Source organism: Pseudomonas sp. YL2 (genome assembly GCF_023063025.1).
GTDB lineage: Bacteria > Pseudomonadota > Gammaproteobacteria > Pseudomonadales > Pseudomonadaceae > Aquipseudomonas > Aquipseudomonas putida_A.
On sequence record NZ_JAJSLU010000001.1, the window covers coordinates 348,590 to 364,581 of the forward strand.

Genomic DNA, 15,992 nt, shown 5'->3' on the forward strand with positions numbered 1-15,992 from the left:
GGCATTATAAGCGGGCGATGCTGGCCATGTAATAGCTTTTTAATTGCAGTTGTTAGTTTGGTGCCATTACTCCTCTGCTTTATCTGACACCTTTCGTTCATGGCGTTTCGGGCAGGACCAATGCCGATCCGACGTAATAGTTCTGGCCCATGAATACCCTCAGGTTGAACACTTGATGGCTGCGGTCGACGCGTACCGTGAACCCGTCTTCTGCACGAAAATACGGAAAGCGCACGCGGTGCAGGCCTTTTTTCAGGCGCAGACGGGCGATCAGGGTTTTGTCCGGCAGCGTGCGCCAGGTTCGGGTGTCAGCCTCTTCAAAAGGATCAGGATCGGTCACCACCAACGACGCCTTGGACGGATCGCGCTCGTTCTTTTGCGCCTGGCTGATGGCGGCCATGTTGGCGCGGAACATGGCGCGAGAGATGATCGCCGGCATGTCATCGCGCAAGGTGCGGATGGCCATGTCCGACACGCTGTTAATCATGGTCAATGGGTGCTTTTTACCGTCGACGAGGACCTGGGTCACGCCAGGTGTGAGGGTGTCGGGCACCATCACCGGGAACGAGATCGGTGCAACAATCGTCAGGTTTTCGTTCAGCCGCACCGGGATCGGCACTTGCACCGAGCTGCGTGCCGGGGCGAAACCGGCCTGGACCACGATCAGAATCTCGCTTTCATCGGCTGCCGGTCCGGGTTTGTCCAGGTTGCGCAAAGCGTTTTCGAGCAGCGGCACGCCCGGGCGCAATTCGATCGCCTGTCGATACCCCGGCGCTGCGAGCGCGCGTTCGCCCAGCGCTTCATAAGTGAAGCCGGCCAGATAATGGCTGAATGCACTCTGGTAGCCGTTCTTCAGCTCAAGCACTTGCGGGGCATCGAGGATGGCCACCGGATAGCCTTCCAGATCCTTGTAGTGCAAGGTGATGCCCTGTTGCGTAGCTTGCTCTTGCGCCTCTTCGTATTGCCGCTCCCGCTGGCGGGCGATCAGGGTTTCGCGCTCGTGGGTTTTCTTGATGTCGGCGCGGGCCCCGTCGAAATCGTTTTCCGCCAGTTGGTTGAGGGCCATTTCGGTGGTCAGCATGACTTTTTCGTAGTCGTAGCCTTCGTAACGCTGCAGCTTGTCATTGACCAGCATGGTGCCCATTTCATTACCGAAACGGGTCAGCAACTTCATGCCTGCGGAGGGCACGGCTTCTTCGCGCTGAAAAATCATCCGGTCAGCACTGCGCCACGCTTCCTGGCTTTTTGGCAGGTTGGTGCCGGCGCTGAGGATCGCGCCGCGTTCCATGAAATACAGCAGATCCTTGTCTTCCCAAGGATTGTGCAGCTCCATCAGATAAAGCGCTTCGTTGAGATTGCCCTGCGCCATCTGATCGATGGTCTGCTGCATTTCCTGATCGTAATTGCGGTAAGCGGCGCACCCACTCAGTTGCATGATGAGGCTAAGCAGCAGGTAGAGCGGCAGGCAATGGCGCATGGAGACGGGTTCTTCCTTGAACGGCAAAAGCACGGAGGTGACGCATTATAGGGGCGCTTTGCTGCTGCCGGGTGGACAAGGATTGCGCTAGGCTTGCGCGCTCAGCGCTCAACAGATCCGGGGCTTTAATGAATCAACTGCAAGCCATGCGCGCGTTTCGTTGCATCGTCGAGTGTCGCGGGTTCAGCGCCGCTGCCGAGCGCCTCGACACCACTCACTCGACCATCTCCCGGCAGTTGCAGCAGCTGGAACGCGAGCTGGGCACGCGGCTGATCAATCGCAACACCCGAGGTTTCAGCCTGACCACGGCGGGGCAGCAGTATTACGCGGCGTGCGTGGACATTCTCGATCGCCTCGATCAAGCCGCACTGGCGGTGGGGCAGGCCCATGAAAGCCCCAGCGGTGTGCTGCGCATCAGTGCACCGATGGTCATCGGTACGCTGGAACTGGCGAGCTGGTTGCCGGCGTTTCAGCAGCGCTATCCCGAGATTGAAGTGGACCTGTCCTGCGATGACCGTTTCGTCGATCTGATCGCTGAGGGTTTTGATGTGGCCCTGCGCATCTGCGGACCCTTGGCCGATTCATCCATGGTGGCGCGGTTGCTGACTGTCTCGGACATGTTGCTGGTGGCTTCGCCTGTGTATGTGGCGCGCAATGGTCTGGTGCGCCAGGTGCGCGAACTCGCCGAGCAGCAGTTGCTGGCGTTTGCCGGTGGCAGTGACTGGGCGCTGACCGATACGCGTGGACTCACCACCAGCGTGCGCGTGCAGGGCCGGTTCAAGGCCGATTCGATCAGTTCGCTGCACGCCGCCGCGTTGGCCGGGGTTGGCATCGCCGCGTTCACCCGGGCCACAGTGCAGGACGATCTGTTCAGCGGCCGGCTGGTACAAATCCTGCCCAACTACAGCCTTGGGCGGCGACACTATTACGCGCTCTATCCGCATGCCCGGCACGTCGCGCTGAAGGTGCAGGTGTTCGTCGAATTCATGCTTGAGCACTACCGTAACAGCGCCGCAGCGCTGCGTTAAAACGCCACGAGACGTCGACAAAGCTTGAGTGAAAGGCGTTCGAAGTGAACAATATGTAACTTCGCATTTCCATTTGAGACTCATTCATGACTGCCGCGTCCCGATTCCTGGCCTGGCTGGTGTTCCCGCTGTTTGCCCTGAGCAGTTTCAACCTGCTGGCCGACACCGTGGAAGGCGCCCCGCAGGCGCTGCACCTGCTCGATTACATCAGCGCCGACTATCCGCCGACGGTCGAGGCGGGCAAGGTCGTCGACGACGGCGAATACCGCGAGCAACTGGAATTCACCCAGGTGCTGCAAGGGCTGATCGGCGGTCTGCCGGCCAAACCGGAGAAGGCTGAGCTGGAGCAGGGTGTCGAGGCTCTGCACGCCGCCATCACCGCGAAACAGGACGGCGCCGAGGTCGCGCGTCAGGCCCGACAACTGGGGGCGAAACTGGCGGTAGCATATGAAGTCAGCCAAGCGCCGATCATCACTCCCGATCCGACCCGGGGCGCGCCGCTGTACGCGCAGAACTGCTCGGTATGCCACGGTGAAACCGGCGCCGGTGACGGCCCGGCGGGGCTCGGCATGACGCCGCCACCGGCCAATCTGCGCGATGCCGCACGCATCAATCACCTGAGCCTGTACGCGATCTACAGCACCCTCGGCCAAGGCGTCGAAGGCACCGACATGCCGGCCTTCGCCGATCAACTGGACGACCGTCAGCGTTGGGATCTGGCGACCTACATTGCCGGTTTCAGTGCCGACCCGGCTGCGGCCAAGTCTGACAAGACCTTCAACATCGCCGATCTGGCGCGCCAGACCCCGGCCGAGGTGCAGGCCGCCGAAGGCCCGCAGGTCGCCGCAAGCTTCCGTGCCCAGCGCGCGCAACCGCCGCAGGTCAAACGCGGCCCGGCGCAATTGCTCGATTACACCGCCGCCACGCTGGACAAGAGCCTGGCGGCGTACCGCGCCGGCGAGCACGATCAGGCCTACGACCTGTCGGTGGCGGCGTATCTGGAAGGTTTCGAGCTGGTCGAAAGCTCGCTGGACAACGTCGACGCCAACGTGCGCAAGGACACCGAAAAATCGCTGATGGCCTACCGTCAATCGTTGCAGGACGGTTTGCCGGTGGCGCAAGCCGAACAGCGCCTGGACGCGGCCAAGGGCAAGTTGAAAGAGTCTGCTGAACTGCTCGGCAGCGATGGTCTGAGCTGGTCGCTGAGCTTTATCTCCGGCCTGCTGATTCTGCTGCGCGAAGGTCTCGAAGCGATTCTGGTGCTGGCGGCGATCCTCGCGTTTCTGCGCAACACCGGCCAGCAGTCGGCAGTGCGTAGCGTCAACATCGGTTGGGGCCTGGCGCTGCTCGCCGGTCTTGGCACCTGGGCGCTGGCGGCGTACGTGATCGACGTCAGCGGCTCGCAGCGTGAACTGCTCGAAGGCGCCACGGCGCTGTTCGCCAGCGTCATGGTGCTGTGGCTCGGCGTGTGGATGCACGACCGGCGCCACGCAGCGGCCTGGCAGGATTACATCAAGCAGAGTCTGGTGGGCGGCGGCGGGCGCTTTGGTTTTGCGATCCTCGCGTTCTTCTCGGTGTACCGCGAGCTGTTCGAAGTGATCCTGTTCTACGAAACCCTGTGGCTGCAGGCCGGCCCCGCCGGGCATGACGCGGTGCTGGCCGGTGGTGCGACCGCACTGGTGCTGCTGATCGGTCTGGCCTGGGTGATCCTGCGCGGTTCGGCGAAACTGCCGCTGGCGCTGTTCTTCAGCATCAACGCCGGTCTGCTCTGTGCCTTGTCGGTGGTGTTCGCCGGGCATGGCGTGAAAGCGCTGCAGGAAGCCGGGATCTTCGGCACGCGACCGGTGGCGTTCTTTGAATTCGACTGGCTGGGGATTCACGCCGACGCCTATTCGCTGACGGCTCAGGCCGTGGCGATTCTGGCGATTGTTGTGCTGTACGGGCGGAGTCGGATCGCGGAGAAGAAGCGGGTCACTGCTTAACAGCATTCGCTGCGCTCACATTCGCGGGCAAGCCACGCTCCCACAGGTTTAGCGTTAACCTTGTGGGAGCGGGCTTGCCCGCGATGCTTTTTTGAAGAGGAAAAAATCATGCGTGTATGGATCGATGCCGACGCCTGCCCTCGGGCCGCCAAGGATCTGGTGGTGAAGTTCGCCCTCAAGCGCCAGTTCGAAGTGGTGCTGGTGGCCGGGCAGCCGCAGACCAAGCCGGGGCTGGCCATCGTCAAACTGATCGTGGTGCCCAGCGGTCCGGATGCGGCGGACGATTATCTGGTCGAGCACGCGGTGCCTGGTGAACTGGTGATCTGCAGCGATATTCCGCTAGCCGATCGTCTGGTGAAGAAGGGGGTGGCAGCGCTGGACCCGCGCGGCAAGGAGTTCGATGCGCAGAACATGGGCGAGCGGCTGGCGGTGCGCAACCTGTTCACCGACCTGCGTGAGCAGGGCCAGATCAGCGGCGGTCCGGCACCTTTTGGCGAGCGCGAGAAGCAGGCGTTTGCCAATGCGCTGGACCGCATCCTGACGCGCCTGACCCGCAAACCCTGAAATAATCACCATTCCCTTGTGGGAGCGGGCTTGCTCGCGAAGGCGTCGAATCAGACAACATTGATTTGAATGACACACCGCTTTCGCGAGCAAGCCCGCTCCCACATCTCGCTCCGCATGCGGTCAGAGATCAAACATCGTTCTCGTGAGTCAGTTCGAGAACGCGATCCACCAGTTTGTTGATCCCCGAAGCCGCTTCACTGATGTTCTGCGCCAGCATGTAAGCCGGGGTCGTCACCAGTTTGCGTGCCTTGTCTTCGATGATGTCGGTCACCGCGCAGTCTTCGTGGCTGGCGCCCATCTTGTTCATCGCGGTGGCGGTGTCGGCATCGTTGCCGATGGTGCAGGTCACGCCCGGGCCGTAGATCTTCGCTGCCAGCGCCGGCGAGATGCACATCAGGCCCACCGGTTTGCCCGCTTCGGCAAATGCTTCCGCCAAGGCCAGCACCTCAGGCTGTACTGCGCAACCGGCGCCTTCAACGGCGAAGTTCGAGAGGTTTTTCGCGGCGCCAAAACCGCCAGGTACGATCAGCGCGTCGAAGTCATCGACGTCGGCCTCGCGGATGTCCTTGATGTTGCCGCGGGCAATGCGCGCCGACTCCACCAGCACGTTGCGCGTTTCGGGCATTTCTTCACCGGTCAGGTGATTGATCACATGCAATTGCGCGATGTTCGGCGCGAAGCATTGCACCTGTGCGCCGCGTTGATCCAGGCGCAGCAGGGTGATGACGCTTTCATGGATTTCGGCGCCGTCGTACACGCCGCTGCCGGACAGGATCACTGCAACTTTTTTGCTCATGGGTTTCTCTCCAGATTCATGGCGCTAAATGTCCACTAATTTATCGCGCGTTGCCATAGGCTGAAGTGGCGGCGGCACCTGCATGGAGCGCTTTCTAAATGGATCGCAACAGCGGCGGGGTGTTCATTATTTGCGGTTGCCTGCCTCGTGACGAGCAGGAGATTTTTCGCGTGAGAACGACGCTGGCGAACGGGAGTCCGCTGGCGCAGAGGGGATAAATGACTAAAAGAGCCGGCCAGCCCGGGCTTTGCGCAGGGCTGTACGCCAGGCGCCAGCGCGTTATTCGGCTGGCGTCTTCGGATCGGCAGGTTTGGCCACTTCGGCTTGATTCAGCAGTGCCGCTTTTGCGGCTTGCTCGTCGGCGTAAACCTGTTTTGCCAGTCGCGCATTCTTGAAGCGGCGACGCAGCCACAGACCAACGCCAAGAATCAGCAGCGCGCCAAGCACCCACAGCTCGTACTTCTTGATGCTGCCGAGCATGCCTTCGAGCACCGCGCCGAAGTGGTAGGCGGCGGCTGCCAGGGCGGTGGCCCAGATCGCTGCGCCGATACCGTTGAGCAACAGATAACGTCCCGGCGGATAACCCGACAGGCCGATCGCCACCGGCATCACCGTGCGCAGGCCGTAAACGAAGCGGAAGCTCAGAACCCAGATGTCCGGATGCTTGCGAATGTGTTCCAGCGCGCGGTCGCCCATCATCTGCCAGCGCGGTTTGCGCGCGAGCAATTTGCGCCCGTGCTTGCGCCCCAGGAAGTACCACAGCTGATCGCCGGCATAGCTGCCGAAGAACGCCACGACCACCACCAGGTTGATGTCCATGTATCCACGGAACGCGAGGAAGCCTGCGAGCACCAGGATGGTTTCGCCTTCGAAGAACGTGCCGAGGAACAAGGCAAAGTAGCCAAAGTCATGCAGAAATTGTTGGAGCATTGTCTGGGTGCTGGCGAAATGAACGCGCAGCCTAACCCTTCGGACACATTCATGAAAGTGTCCAAATGTGTCTCGACGTGAACAATTCCTACGCTAACAATGGAATGCGGCTACATGTCACGGGGTACGCACAACTGTAATCTGTTGGTCATAATGGCCGTCTATAACTGTCACGCTCGCCCGTTTGCGCGGGCTCAGGAGTCCGCCGTGAGCTTTACCCCTGCCAATCGTCTGTTTCCCGCCACTCGCCTGCGTCGCAATCGTCGTGATGATTTTTCGCGTCGGCTGGTGCGGGAAAACGTGCTGACGGTCGATGACCTGATTCTGCCGGTGTTCGTGCTTGAGGGTGAAAACCGTCGCGAGGCCGTGGCCTCGATGCCCGGTGTCGAACGCCTGACCATCGACCTGCTGCTTGAAGAAGCGGCGCAATGGGTCGAACTGGGGATCCCGGCGCTGGCGCTGTTCCCGGTCACGCCTGTCGAACTGAAATCCCTTGATGCTGCCGAAGCCTGGAACCCCGAGGGTATTGCCCAACGTGCTACTCGCGCGTTGCGTGAGCGTTTCCCGGAATTGGGCGTGATCACTGACGTCGCCCTTGATCCGTTCACCACCCACGGTCAGGACGGCATTCTCGATGAAGAAGGCTACGTGCAGAACGACATCACCGTCGACGCACTGGTCAAGCAGGCACTGTCCCACGCCGAAGCCGGCGCTCAGGTCGTGGCGCCGTCGGACATGATGGACGGTCGGATTCAGGCGATCCGCGAGGCGCTGGAGCTGGCCGGTCACGTCAACGTGCGGATCATGGCCTACTCGGCCAAGTACGCCAGCGCCTATTACGGGCCGTTCCGCGATGCCGTGGGGTCGGCGGCGAATCTGGGCAAGGCCAACAAGGCCTCCTATCAGATGGACCCGGCCAACAGCGACGAAGCGCTGCACGAAGTCGGCGCGGACTTGTCTGAAGGCGCGGACATGGTCATGGTCAAACCCGGCATGCCGTACCTGGACATTCTTTTCCGGGTAAAAGATGCCTTCAAAGTGCCGACCTTCGTCTATCAGGTTAGCGGCGAATACGCCATGCACATGGCGGCGATCCAGAATGGCTGGTTGAGCGAGGCGGTAATTCTTGAATCACTGACCGCCTTTAAACGTGCCGGCGCTGATGGCATCCTGACTTACTTTGCTGTCCGCGCCGCTCAATTGTTACGAGAGCAGAAATAGCCCTCCCAGGAACATTCGATGAATACCGAAGGACTCACTGAAGTTGCAGTAAAAGAAGCTCAACCGGTGGTGGAGCAAATCACCGAAACCCCGCCGGAACTCGAGCCTGCGCCACCCGCACCGGTTACCGAAGCCGTCGCGGCGGCGCCAGTGATTGCGATCCCGGGCCTGGATGACAGCAGCCTGTATATCCATCGCGAGCTCTCGCAACTGCAGTTCAACATCCGCGTGCTGGAACAGGCGCTGGACGAGTCCTATCCGTTGCTGGAGCGGCTGAAGTTCCTGCTGATCTTCTCCAGCAACCTCGACGAATTCTTTGAAATCCGCGTCGCCGGCCTGAAAAAGCAGATCACCTTCGCTCGCGAACAGGCCGGTGCCGACGGTCTGCAACCGCACCAGGCACTGGCGCGGATCAGCGAGCTGGTGCACGGTCACGTTGACCGCCAGTACGCGATCCTCAACGACATCCTGCTGCCGGAGCTGGAAAAGCATCAGGTGCGCTTCATCCGTCGCCGTCACTGGACGACCAAGATCAAGACCTGGGTGCGCCGCTACTTCCGCGACGAGATCGCGCCGATCATCACCCCGATCGGCCTCGACCCGACGCACCCGTTCCCGTTGCTGGTGAACAAGAGCCTGAACTTCATCGTCGAGCTGGAAGGCATCGACGCCTTCGGTCGCGATTCCGGTCTGGCGATCATCCCGGCACCGCGCCTGCTGCCACGGATCATCAAGGTTCCGGAAGAAGTCGGCGGCCCGGGCGACAACTATGTGTTCCTGTCGTCGATGATCCACGCCCACGCCGATGACCTGTTCCAGGGCATGAAGGTGAAGGGTTGCTACCAGTTCCGCCTGACCCGAAACGCCGACCTGGCGCTCGACTCCGAAGATGTCGAAGACCTTGCGCGCGCCCTGCGTGGCGAGCTGTTCTCGCGGCGCTACGGTGATGCGGTGCGCCTGGAAGTCGCCGACACCTGCCCGAAACACCTCTCGGACTATCTGCTCAAGCAGTTCAACCTGAGCGAGACCGAGCTGTATCAGGTCAACGGCCCGGTCAACCTGACCCGTCTGTTCAGCATCACCGGTCTGGACAGCCACCCGGAGCTGCAATACACGCCGTTCACCCCGCAGATCCCGAAACTGCTGCAGAACAGCGAGAACATTTTCAGCGTGGTGAGCAAGCAGGACATCCTGCTGCTGCACCCGTTCGAGTCGTTTACCCCGGTGGTCGACCTGCTGCGCCAAGCGGCGAAAGACCCGCATGTATTGGCCGTACGCCAGACCCTGTACCGCTCCGGCGCCAACTCGGAAATTGTCGATGCGCTGGTGGACGCCGCGCGTAACGGCAAGGAAGTGACCGCGGTCATCGAACTGCGCGCCCGCTTCGACGAAGAGTCCAACCTGCAACTGGCCAGCCGTCTGCAAGCGGCCGGTGCGGTGGTGATCTACGGCGTGGTCGGCTTCAAGACCCACGCCAAGATGATGCTGATCCTGCGTCGCGAGGCCGGCGAGATCGTGCGTTACGCGCACCTCGGCACCGGTAACTACCACGCCGGCAACGCCCGTTTGTACACCGACTACAGCCTGCTGACTTCCGACGACGCCTTGTGCGAAGACGTCGGCAAACTGTTCAGTCAGTTGATCGGCATGGGTAAAACCCTGCGCATGAAGAAGCTGCTGCATGCGCCGTTCACTCTGAAGAAGGGCATGCTCGACATGATTGCCCGGGAAACCCAGTTCGCCGTCGAAGGCAAACCGGCGCACATCATCGCCAAGTTCAACTCGCTGACCGATCCGAAGATCATTCGTGCGCTGTACAAGGCCAGCCAGTCCGGCGTGCGCATTGATCTGGTGGTGCGTGGCATGTGCTGCCTGCGTCCGGGCATCGCCGGGGTTTCGCACAACATCCATGTGCGCTCGATCATCGGTCGCTTCCTTGAACACACCCGAGTGTTCTACTTCCTCAACGGCGGCGAGGAGCAGATGTTCCTCTCCAGCGCCGACTGGATGGAGCGCAACCTCGACAAGCGCGTCGAGACTTGCTTCCCGGTAGAAGGCAAGAAGCTGCTGACTCGCGTGAAGAAAGAGCTGGAGCTGTACCTGACTGACAACACCCACAGCTGGAGCCTGCAGTCGGATGGCCGTTACATCCGCAACACGCCAACCGGCAACCAGAACCCGCGCAGCGCGCAGGCGACCTTGCTGGAACGCCTGGGCAGCCCGATTCTGCCGGTGAGCAGCTGACCTTCAGCCCAATAAAAAGGCGATCCTTGCGGATCGCCTTTTTTGTGCCTGTCGTTCACCCACCTGTGGCGAGGGAGCTTGCTCCCGCTGGACTGCGCAGCAGGCCTATGCTTTCAAAGGAAGGGCCGCTTCGCGCCCCAGCGGGAGCAAGCTCCCTCGCCACAAGGTTATCAGTGGACTGTTAGCACGATGCCCACCCGCGTCAGCCAGTCGGCTTCGAGGCCAAAGTCGGCCTGAGTCAGTTGGTTTTCATCCAACCAGTTCTCCGGAAATTCCACGTCGAGGGTGTTGCCTTTGGCATGCAGCGTCACTTGTGGCATCGCCTGGGTGCCGCGGATGTGGTGGAACAGGATCGCGAAGCGCAGCAGCACGCACAGACGGATCAGCTTGTCGCCGTCGTCACCGAACTCGGCGAACTTGTCCTTGGGGATGTTGCGGCGGTGGCCGCGCACCAGCAGAGCGAGCATTTGCTGGTCTTCGCGAGAGAAACCGGCGAGGTCAGAGTGTTCGATCAGGTAGGCGCCGTGCTTGTGGTAGTGGTAGTGCGCGATGTCGAGGCCGACTTCGTGGACTTTCGCCGCCCAGCCCAGCAGTTCACGCCAGATGCCGTCATCCAGCTCCCAGTCCGCGGCGACCTGATCGAAGGCGTGCAGTGCCTTGCGTTCAACTCGCGCGGCTTGTTCCAGATCGACGTGATAGCGCTCCATCAGCGAAGTCAGGGTGCGTTCGCGCACGTCTTCGTGGTGATGGCGCCCGAGCAGATCGTAGAGCACGCCTTCACGCAGCGCGCCTTCGCAATGATCCATGCGTTGCAGTTCGAGGGCGTCGAAGATCGCTTCGAGAATCGCCAGGCCAGCCGGGAAGATTGCCCGACGGTCAGGCTTGATGCCTTCGAAGTCGATCTTGTCGACGTCACCCAGTTTGAACAGACGACGCTTGAGCCAGGCCAGGCCTTCGGCATTCACTTCGCCGGTGCCATGCCCGCCGGCCTTCAGCGCCAGGCCGATGGCGCGGATGGTGCCCGAGGAGCCGATGGCTTCATCCCAGGTCAGGCGGTGCAGGGCGTGTTCGATGCTCATGATCTCCAGTCGCGCCGCGGTGTACGCCTGGGCGTAACGGGCCGGGGTGATCTTGCCGTCCTTGAAATAACGCTGAGTGAAGCTGACGCAGCCCATTTGCAGGCTTTCGCGCAGCAGTGGTTCAAAACGCTGCCCGATGATGAATTCAGTACTGCCGCCGCCGATGTCGGCCACCAGACGCTTGCCCGGGGTGTCGGCGAGGGTGTGCGAAACGCCCAGATAAATCAGCCGCGCTTCTTCACGGCCGGAGATGACTTCCACCGGGTGACCGAGGATTTCTTCGGCGCGGTGGATGAATTCCAGGCGATTGCGCGCTTCGCGCAGGGCGTTGGTGCCGACGATCCGCACGGCGCCCAGTGGCATGCCGTTGATCAGTTGGGCAAAGCGCTTGAGGCAGTCGAGGCCGCGCTGCATCGATTCTTCGTTGAGATGGCGCTCATCGTCGATACCGGCGGCGAGCTGCACTTTCTCTCCGAGGCGCTCCAGGATGCGGATTTCACCGTTCTGGGCCTTGGCCACGACCATGTGGAAGCTGTTGGAGCCCAGGTCGATTGCGGCGATCAGGGACAGATTCTTGGCTTTGGATTGCGGCATGGTCAGGGGGTCTCGGTCGATAACCCCGCCATCGTGCCACGATCAAACGCTGACGCCAACGCGCATGGTTCAAACCGTTGATCCTGCGCATAAAAGCTTGAGACCGCGGCGCGGCCATTCGCGAGCAAGCCCGCTCCCACAGGTTTTTGTGTCGAACACACAATCGTGTTCCGCCGCAGAACCCTGTGGGAGCGGGCTTGCCCGCGAAGGCGTCCGCTCAGGTGCTGAAGCGTTATCAGGCTGTCGCTTCCACGGTACCAATGAAATTCGCCAGCTCCGCCGTCTGCGGATTGGCAAACAACACCTTCGGATCCCCCACCTCATGCACCTTGCCATGGTGCATGAACACCAGTTTGTCGCCGACTTCCCGGGCAAAGCGCATTTCGTGGGTGACCATGATCAGCGTCATGCCTTCCTTGGCCAGTTGCCTGACCACGGCGAGCACTTCATTGACCAGCTCCGGGTCCAGCGCCGAGGTGATCTCGTCGCACAGCAACACTTTCGGCGACATCGCCAGCGCCCGGGCAATCGCCACGCGCTGTTGCTGTCCGCCGGACAACCGATCCGGGAAGGCGTCGAACTTCTCCCCCAGCCCGACGCGTTCGAGCATCTTGCGCGCCAGTTCGGCCGCCTTGGCCTTCGGTACTTTCTGCACCACTTGCGGCGCGAGCATCACGTTCTCGCCGACGGTCAGGTGCGGGAACAGGTTGAACTGCTGGAACACCATGCCGACTTTCTGCCGCAGGCTGCGCAGGTCGGCGCGGGCGGCGTCGAGGTATTCGCCGTCGACTTCGATCACTCCGTCGTTGATTGACTCCAGGCCGTTGAGGGTGCGCAGCAGGGTCGATTTGCCCGAGCCGCTGCGGCCGATGATCGCCACCACCTGGCCTTCCTCGACGCTCAGGTCGATGCCTTTGAGTACGTGGTGATCGCCGTAGTATTTATGCAGGGCGGAAATTCTAAGCAGAGGCATGCAGTCTCCTTTCCAGGTAGCGCGCACTGAGCGACAAGGGGTAGCAGAGCAGGAAGTAGCCGAGGGCAACGAGGCCGTAGACCATGAACGGTTCGAAGGTGGCGTTGGCGAGCATGCCGCCGGTCTTGGTCAGCTCGGTGAAACCGATGATCGAGGTCACCGCAGTGCCCTTGACCACCTGCACCGAGAAGCCCACGGTCGGTGCCACGGCGATGCGCAGCGCCTGCGGCAGGATCACGTAGCGCAACTGCTCCAGTGGATTCAGCGCCAGACTCGACGAGGCGTCCCACTGGCCATTGGGGATCGCTTCGACGCAACCGCGCCAGATCTCCGCCAGATAGGCGCTGGTGAACAATGTCAGGGCAATGGCTGCCGCCATCCACGGCGAGATCTCGATCCCGGCCAGCGCCACGCCGAAGAACACCAGAAACAGCTGCATCAGCAGCGGTGTGCCCTGGAACAACTCGATCCAGGTGCGGGCGATATTGCTCGGCAACGGGTTTTTCGAGATGCGCATGATCAGAATCAGCAGCCCGACGATCCCGCCGCCAATGAACGCCACCAGCGACAATGCCAGCGTCCATTGCAGGCCGGTGAGCAGGTTGCGCAGGATGTCCCAGAAGGTGAAGTCGCTCATTGGCTGCTCCTCGCGATATAGCGGCGGCCGATCCAGTTCAGCAACTGGCGGATCAGCAGCGCCATGCACAGGTAGATCAGCGTGGTCAGCGCATAGGTTTCAAAGGCGCGGAAGTTGCGCGACTGAATGAAGTTGGCGGCGAAGCTCAGCTCCTCGGTGGCGATCTGCGAACACACCGCCGAACCGAGCATGACGATGATGATCTGGCTGCTCAGGGCCGGCCAGACCTTGCCCAGCGCCGGCAGCAGGACCACATGGCGGAACGCTTCGAAACGGCTCATCGCCAGTGCGGCAGCGGCTTCCAGTTGTCCGCGCGGAATCGCCTGGATGCCGGCGCGGATGATCTCGGTCGAATACGCGCCGAGGTTGATCACCATCGCCAGCACCGCCGCCTGCCACTCGGAAATCTGCACCCCGAGGGATGGCAGGCCGAAGAAGATGAAGAACAGTTGCACCAGAAATGGCGTGTTGCGGATCAACTCGACGTAGACGCCGAAGAGTGCCGAGAACGGGCGGATGTTCCACGCCCGTACCAGCGCGCCGACGATGCCCACGCCGACCCCGAACAGCGCGCCAATCGCCGTCAGCTCCAGGGTGAACAGCGCGCCGCGCAGCAACAGGTCGGTGTTTTGCACCACCGGCATGAAATCGAACTGATAAGCCATCGATTGTCTCCCGCGCGACCGATCAGAGATCGGCCGGCAGCGGCTCTTTGAGCCAGGTCTGCGAGTTTTTCTCCAGCGCGCCGTCAGCCTTGGCGGTGGCGAGGATCTCGTTGACCTTGCCCAGCAGCGCGGGCTCGTTCTTGTTCACGCCGACGTAGACCGGCGAATCCTTGAGCTTCACTTTCAGCGCCGGCACGCGTTTCGGGTTCTTCTCGCTGATCGCCACCATCACCACGTTGCCGCTGGCGATCAGATCGACCTGGCCGGCGAGGTAGGCGGCGATGGTCGAGTTATTGTCCTCGAAGCGCTTGATGGTCACGCCTTCGGGGGCGACCTTGGTCAGCTCGATGTCTTCGATGGCACCACGGGTGACGCTGATGGTCTTGCCTTTAAGGTCGTCAAGGCCGCTGATCGCTGCCTCAGGCGGGCCGAATACCGCGAGGTAGAAAGGCGCGTAGGCGTGGGAGAAGTCGATGACTTTCTCGCGCTCCGGGTTCTTGCCGAGGCTGGAGATCACCAGGTCGACCTTGCCGGTGGTGAGGAACGGGATGCGGTTGGTGCTGTTGACCGGGGTCAGTTCGAGTTTGACCTTAAGTTGATCAGCCAGCAGCTTCGCCGTGTCGATATCCAGGCCACGGGGTTTCATGTCCGGGCCGACCGAGCCGAATGGCGGGAAGTCCTGAGGCACGGCAACTTTCAGTGTGCCGCGTTTGACCACGTCTTCCAGGCCATCGGCGTGGGCGGGGATCTGGCTCAGCATCAAGCTGGAAAACAGAGCGGCGAGGAGGGCTCGGTAACGCAGGGTCATGGCAAATCTCCGGATCGACGGGAAGTGATTTCTGCGATCGGACAGAGCACGGGCCGTGCCAATACCCGGATTTATCCCCGGCAGGCCGCGGGTTTGCCGGGTTTGTTCGGTCTTACTGGTCTGAACAGTCAGGTTGTTTTTCGCACCCCGATGGCGCACCGGCAGCGGGCGCCGAACCCCGCTGGGGCACGACTTGCCGGATCCGGCGAATAGCTTTACAACTAGCCGCACCTTGGCCTGGCTCGTCTGAAAAACCATGAACTCGATCTCCCGCGCCGTACCCGAAGTGGCGCTGCAAGCCATACGCAAACTGATCACCGAGCAGGGTTTTGGTGCGGGCGATGCGTTGCCGTCGCAACGGGATCTGGCGGTGCAACTGGGAGTCAGCCGGGCGTCGTTGCGTGAGGCACTGTCGTCGCTCAGCGCGCTCGGCGTGGTCAGCATCCAGCCGGGCAAAGGCGTGTTCGTGCAGACACCGGTGGAGATTGCGCAGGGTGACAATGCGCCGGGCTGGCCGTTCGCAGCGCAGGCCTCGCCGCTCGACATCTTTCAGTTGCGCTATGCGCTGGAGGGTTTTGCCGCCGGGCTGGCGGCGGTGACCTTGAGCACGTTCGATCTGGATGCGCTGGAGGACAACGTTGCGGCGATGCGCGAGCAATTGAAGGCTGGGGACTTCGAGGCTGCGGCGAAACTCGACTTCGAATTCCACCGGCGCATTCTGCTGGCCAGCGGCAATCAGGCGATGCTGAGCATCCTCACTGCGAGCGCCGAGATCTTTTTGGAGAGCCAGAAGCTACCGTTCATCCGCGCCGAGCGGGCGATGGAAACCTGGCAGGAGCACCGCAAGATCCTTCGTGCGCTGGCGCGCCGGGCATCCGCTGCGGCCCAGAAGGCCATGCAGGAGCACGTGCGCAATGCGGCCCTGCGCACCGGAATTTCCTTCATTGCCCCCGCCACGGCGTGACTTGGGCTATACCCAAACTCATCGAGT

14 protein-coding genes are annotated in these 15,992 nt (G+C 61.7%); 6 read left to right on the forward strand and 8 right to left on the reverse strand.

The genetic code is table 11. The annotated features are described in order from the left end of the window. Positions 1-97 precede the first annotated feature (97 nt). Positions 98-1,477, reverse strand: a complete 1,380-nt coding sequence (locus tag LVD08_RS01590; protein WP_247267358.1) for a COG3014 family protein — start codon at positions 1,475-1,477, stop codon at positions 98-100. Between the two features lie 128 nt (positions 1,478-1,605). On the opposite strand from LVD08_RS01590, the gene LVD08_RS01595 reads away from it, so the two are divergent. The 3 genes from LVD08_RS01595 (at position 1,606) to LVD08_RS01605 (ending at position 5,051) form a co-directional block, all read left to right on the forward strand. Next, entirely contained in the window at positions 1,606-2,505 is a 900-nt protein-coding gene (locus LVD08_RS01595) for a LysR family transcriptional regulator (protein ID WP_247267232.1), read from the forward strand. Between the two features lie 86 nt (positions 2,506-2,591). Continuing rightward, positions 2,592-4,487 (forward strand): FTR1 family protein, encoded by a 1,896-nt coding sequence (locus LVD08_RS01600; protein ID WP_247267233.1) that lies wholly within the window; start codon positions 2,592-2,594, stop codon positions 4,485-4,487. Positions 4,488-4,595: 108 nt separating this feature from the next. Beyond that, positions 4,596-5,051: a YaiI/YqxD family protein gene (locus tag LVD08_RS01605; protein ID WP_098966204.1), complete on the forward strand. Its 456-nt coding sequence runs from the start codon at positions 4,596-4,598 to the stop codon at positions 5,049-5,051. 130 nt (positions 5,052-5,181) lie between these two features. On the opposite strand, the gene elbB is transcribed toward LVD08_RS01605, so the two are convergent. Next, positions 5,182-5,850: an isoprenoid biosynthesis glyoxalase ElbB gene (gene elbB / locus LVD08_RS01610; RefSeq protein ID WP_210556355.1), complete on the reverse strand. Its 669-nt coding sequence runs from the start codon at positions 5,848-5,850 to the stop codon at positions 5,182-5,184. Positions 5,851-6,129: 279 nt separating this feature from the next. Further along, entirely contained in the window at positions 6,130-6,780 is a 651-nt protein-coding gene (locus LVD08_RS01615) for a DedA family protein (protein WP_096796120.1), read from the reverse strand. 207 nt (positions 6,781-6,987) lie between these two features. On the opposite strand from LVD08_RS01615, the gene hemB reads away from it, so the two are divergent. Continuing rightward, the gene (gene hemB, locus LVD08_RS01620; protein WP_007968446.1) at positions 6,988-8,001 is read left to right on the forward strand and encodes a porphobilinogen synthase; all 1,014 of its coding nucleotides are present in this window, start codon (positions 6,988-6,990) and stop codon (positions 7,999-8,001) included. An 18-nt stretch (positions 8,002-8,019) separates the two neighbouring features. Then, complete coding sequence (ppk1, locus tag LVD08_RS01625; protein ID WP_041072035.1) at positions 8,020-10,245, forward strand: polyphosphate kinase 1; 2,226 nt, start codon at positions 8,020-8,022, stop codon at positions 10,243-10,245. A 170-nt stretch (positions 10,246-10,415) separates the two neighbouring features. On the opposite strand, the gene ppx is transcribed toward ppk1, so the two are convergent. The 5 genes from ppx to LVD08_RS01650 all read right to left on the reverse strand — a co-directional run bounded on the left by ppx (position 10,416) and on the right by LVD08_RS01650 (position 15,001). Next, positions 10,416-11,918, reverse strand: a complete 1,503-nt coding sequence (gene ppx, locus LVD08_RS01630; protein WP_027610472.1) for an exopolyphosphatase — start codon at positions 11,916-11,918, stop codon at positions 10,416-10,418. 235 nt (positions 11,919-12,153) lie between these two features. Further along, on the reverse strand, positions 12,154-12,891 hold the full coding sequence (locus tag LVD08_RS01635; RefSeq protein ID WP_095137640.1) for an amino acid ABC transporter ATP-binding protein: 738 nt from the start codon (positions 12,889-12,891) through the stop codon (positions 12,154-12,156). Beyond that, positions 12,878-13,528 (reverse strand): amino acid ABC transporter permease, encoded by a 651-nt coding sequence (locus LVD08_RS01640; protein ID WP_247267234.1) that lies wholly within the window; start codon positions 13,526-13,528, stop codon positions 12,878-12,880. The genes LVD08_RS01635 and LVD08_RS01640 overlap by 14 nt, the downstream gene beginning before the upstream one ends. Continuing rightward, positions 13,525-14,193: an amino acid ABC transporter permease gene (locus tag LVD08_RS01645; RefSeq protein ID WP_027610474.1), complete on the reverse strand. Its 669-nt coding sequence runs from the start codon at positions 14,191-14,193 to the stop codon at positions 13,525-13,527. Before LVD08_RS01645 ends, LVD08_RS01640 begins: the two co-directional genes overlap by 4 nt. Before the next feature lie 22 nt (positions 14,194-14,215). Next, positions 14,216-15,001 (reverse strand): transporter substrate-binding domain-containing protein, encoded by a 786-nt coding sequence (locus tag LVD08_RS01650; RefSeq protein WP_134784931.1) that lies wholly within the window; start codon positions 14,999-15,001, stop codon positions 14,216-14,218. 256 nt (positions 15,002-15,257) lie between these two features. Between LVD08_RS01650 and LVD08_RS01655 the strand changes: the two genes are divergently transcribed. Beyond that, a complete protein-coding gene (locus LVD08_RS01655) occupies positions 15,258-15,965 on the forward strand; it encodes a FadR/GntR family transcriptional regulator (RefSeq protein WP_247267235.1) in 708 nt (235 codons plus the stop codon). Positions 15,966-15,992: the final 27 nt, after the last annotated feature.

Coding starts and splice junctions, on each gene's coding strand:
- LVD08_RS01590 (WP_247267358.1), bottom strand. CDS start 1,477: ATGCGCCATTGCCTGCCGCTCTACCTGCTGCTTAGCCTCATCATGCAA.
- LVD08_RS01595 (WP_247267232.1), top strand. CDS start 1,606: ATGAATCAACTGCAAGCCATGCGCGCGTTTCGTTGCATCGTCGAGTGT.
- LVD08_RS01600 (WP_247267233.1), top strand. CDS start 2,592: ATGACTGCCGCGTCCCGATTCCTGGCCTGGCTGGTGTTCCCGCTGTTT.
- LVD08_RS01605 (WP_098966204.1), top strand. CDS start 4,596: ATGCGTGTATGGATCGATGCCGACGCCTGCCCTCGGGCCGCCAAGGAT.
- elbB (WP_210556355.1), bottom strand. CDS start 5,850: ATGAGCAAAAAAGTTGCAGTGATCCTGTCCGGCAGCGGCGTGTACGAC.
- LVD08_RS01615 (WP_096796120.1), bottom strand. CDS start 6,780: ATGCTCCAACAATTTCTGCATGACTTTGGCTACTTTGCCTTGTTCCTC.
- ppk1 (WP_041072035.1), top strand. CDS start 8,020: ATGAATACCGAAGGACTCACTGAAGTTGCAGTAAAAGAAGCTCAACCG.
- ppx (WP_027610472.1), bottom strand. CDS start 11,918: ATGCCGCAATCCAAAGCCAAGAATCTGTCCCTGATCGCCGCAATCGAC.
- LVD08_RS01635 (WP_095137640.1), bottom strand. CDS start 12,891: ATGCCTCTGCTTAGAATTTCCGCCCTGCATAAATACTACGGCGATCAC.
- LVD08_RS01640 (WP_247267234.1), bottom strand. CDS start 13,528: ATGAGCGACTTCACCTTCTGGGACATCCTGCGCAACCTGCTCACCGGC.
- LVD08_RS01645 (WP_027610474.1), bottom strand. CDS start 14,193: ATGGCTTATCAGTTCGATTTCATGCCGGTGGTGCAAAACACCGACCTG.
- LVD08_RS01650 (WP_134784931.1), bottom strand. CDS start 15,001: ATGACCCTGCGTTACCGAGCCCTCCTCGCCGCTCTGTTTTCCAGCTTG.
- LVD08_RS01655 (WP_247267235.1), top strand. CDS start 15,258: ATGAACTCGATCTCCCGCGCCGTACCCGAAGTGGCGCTGCAAGCCATA.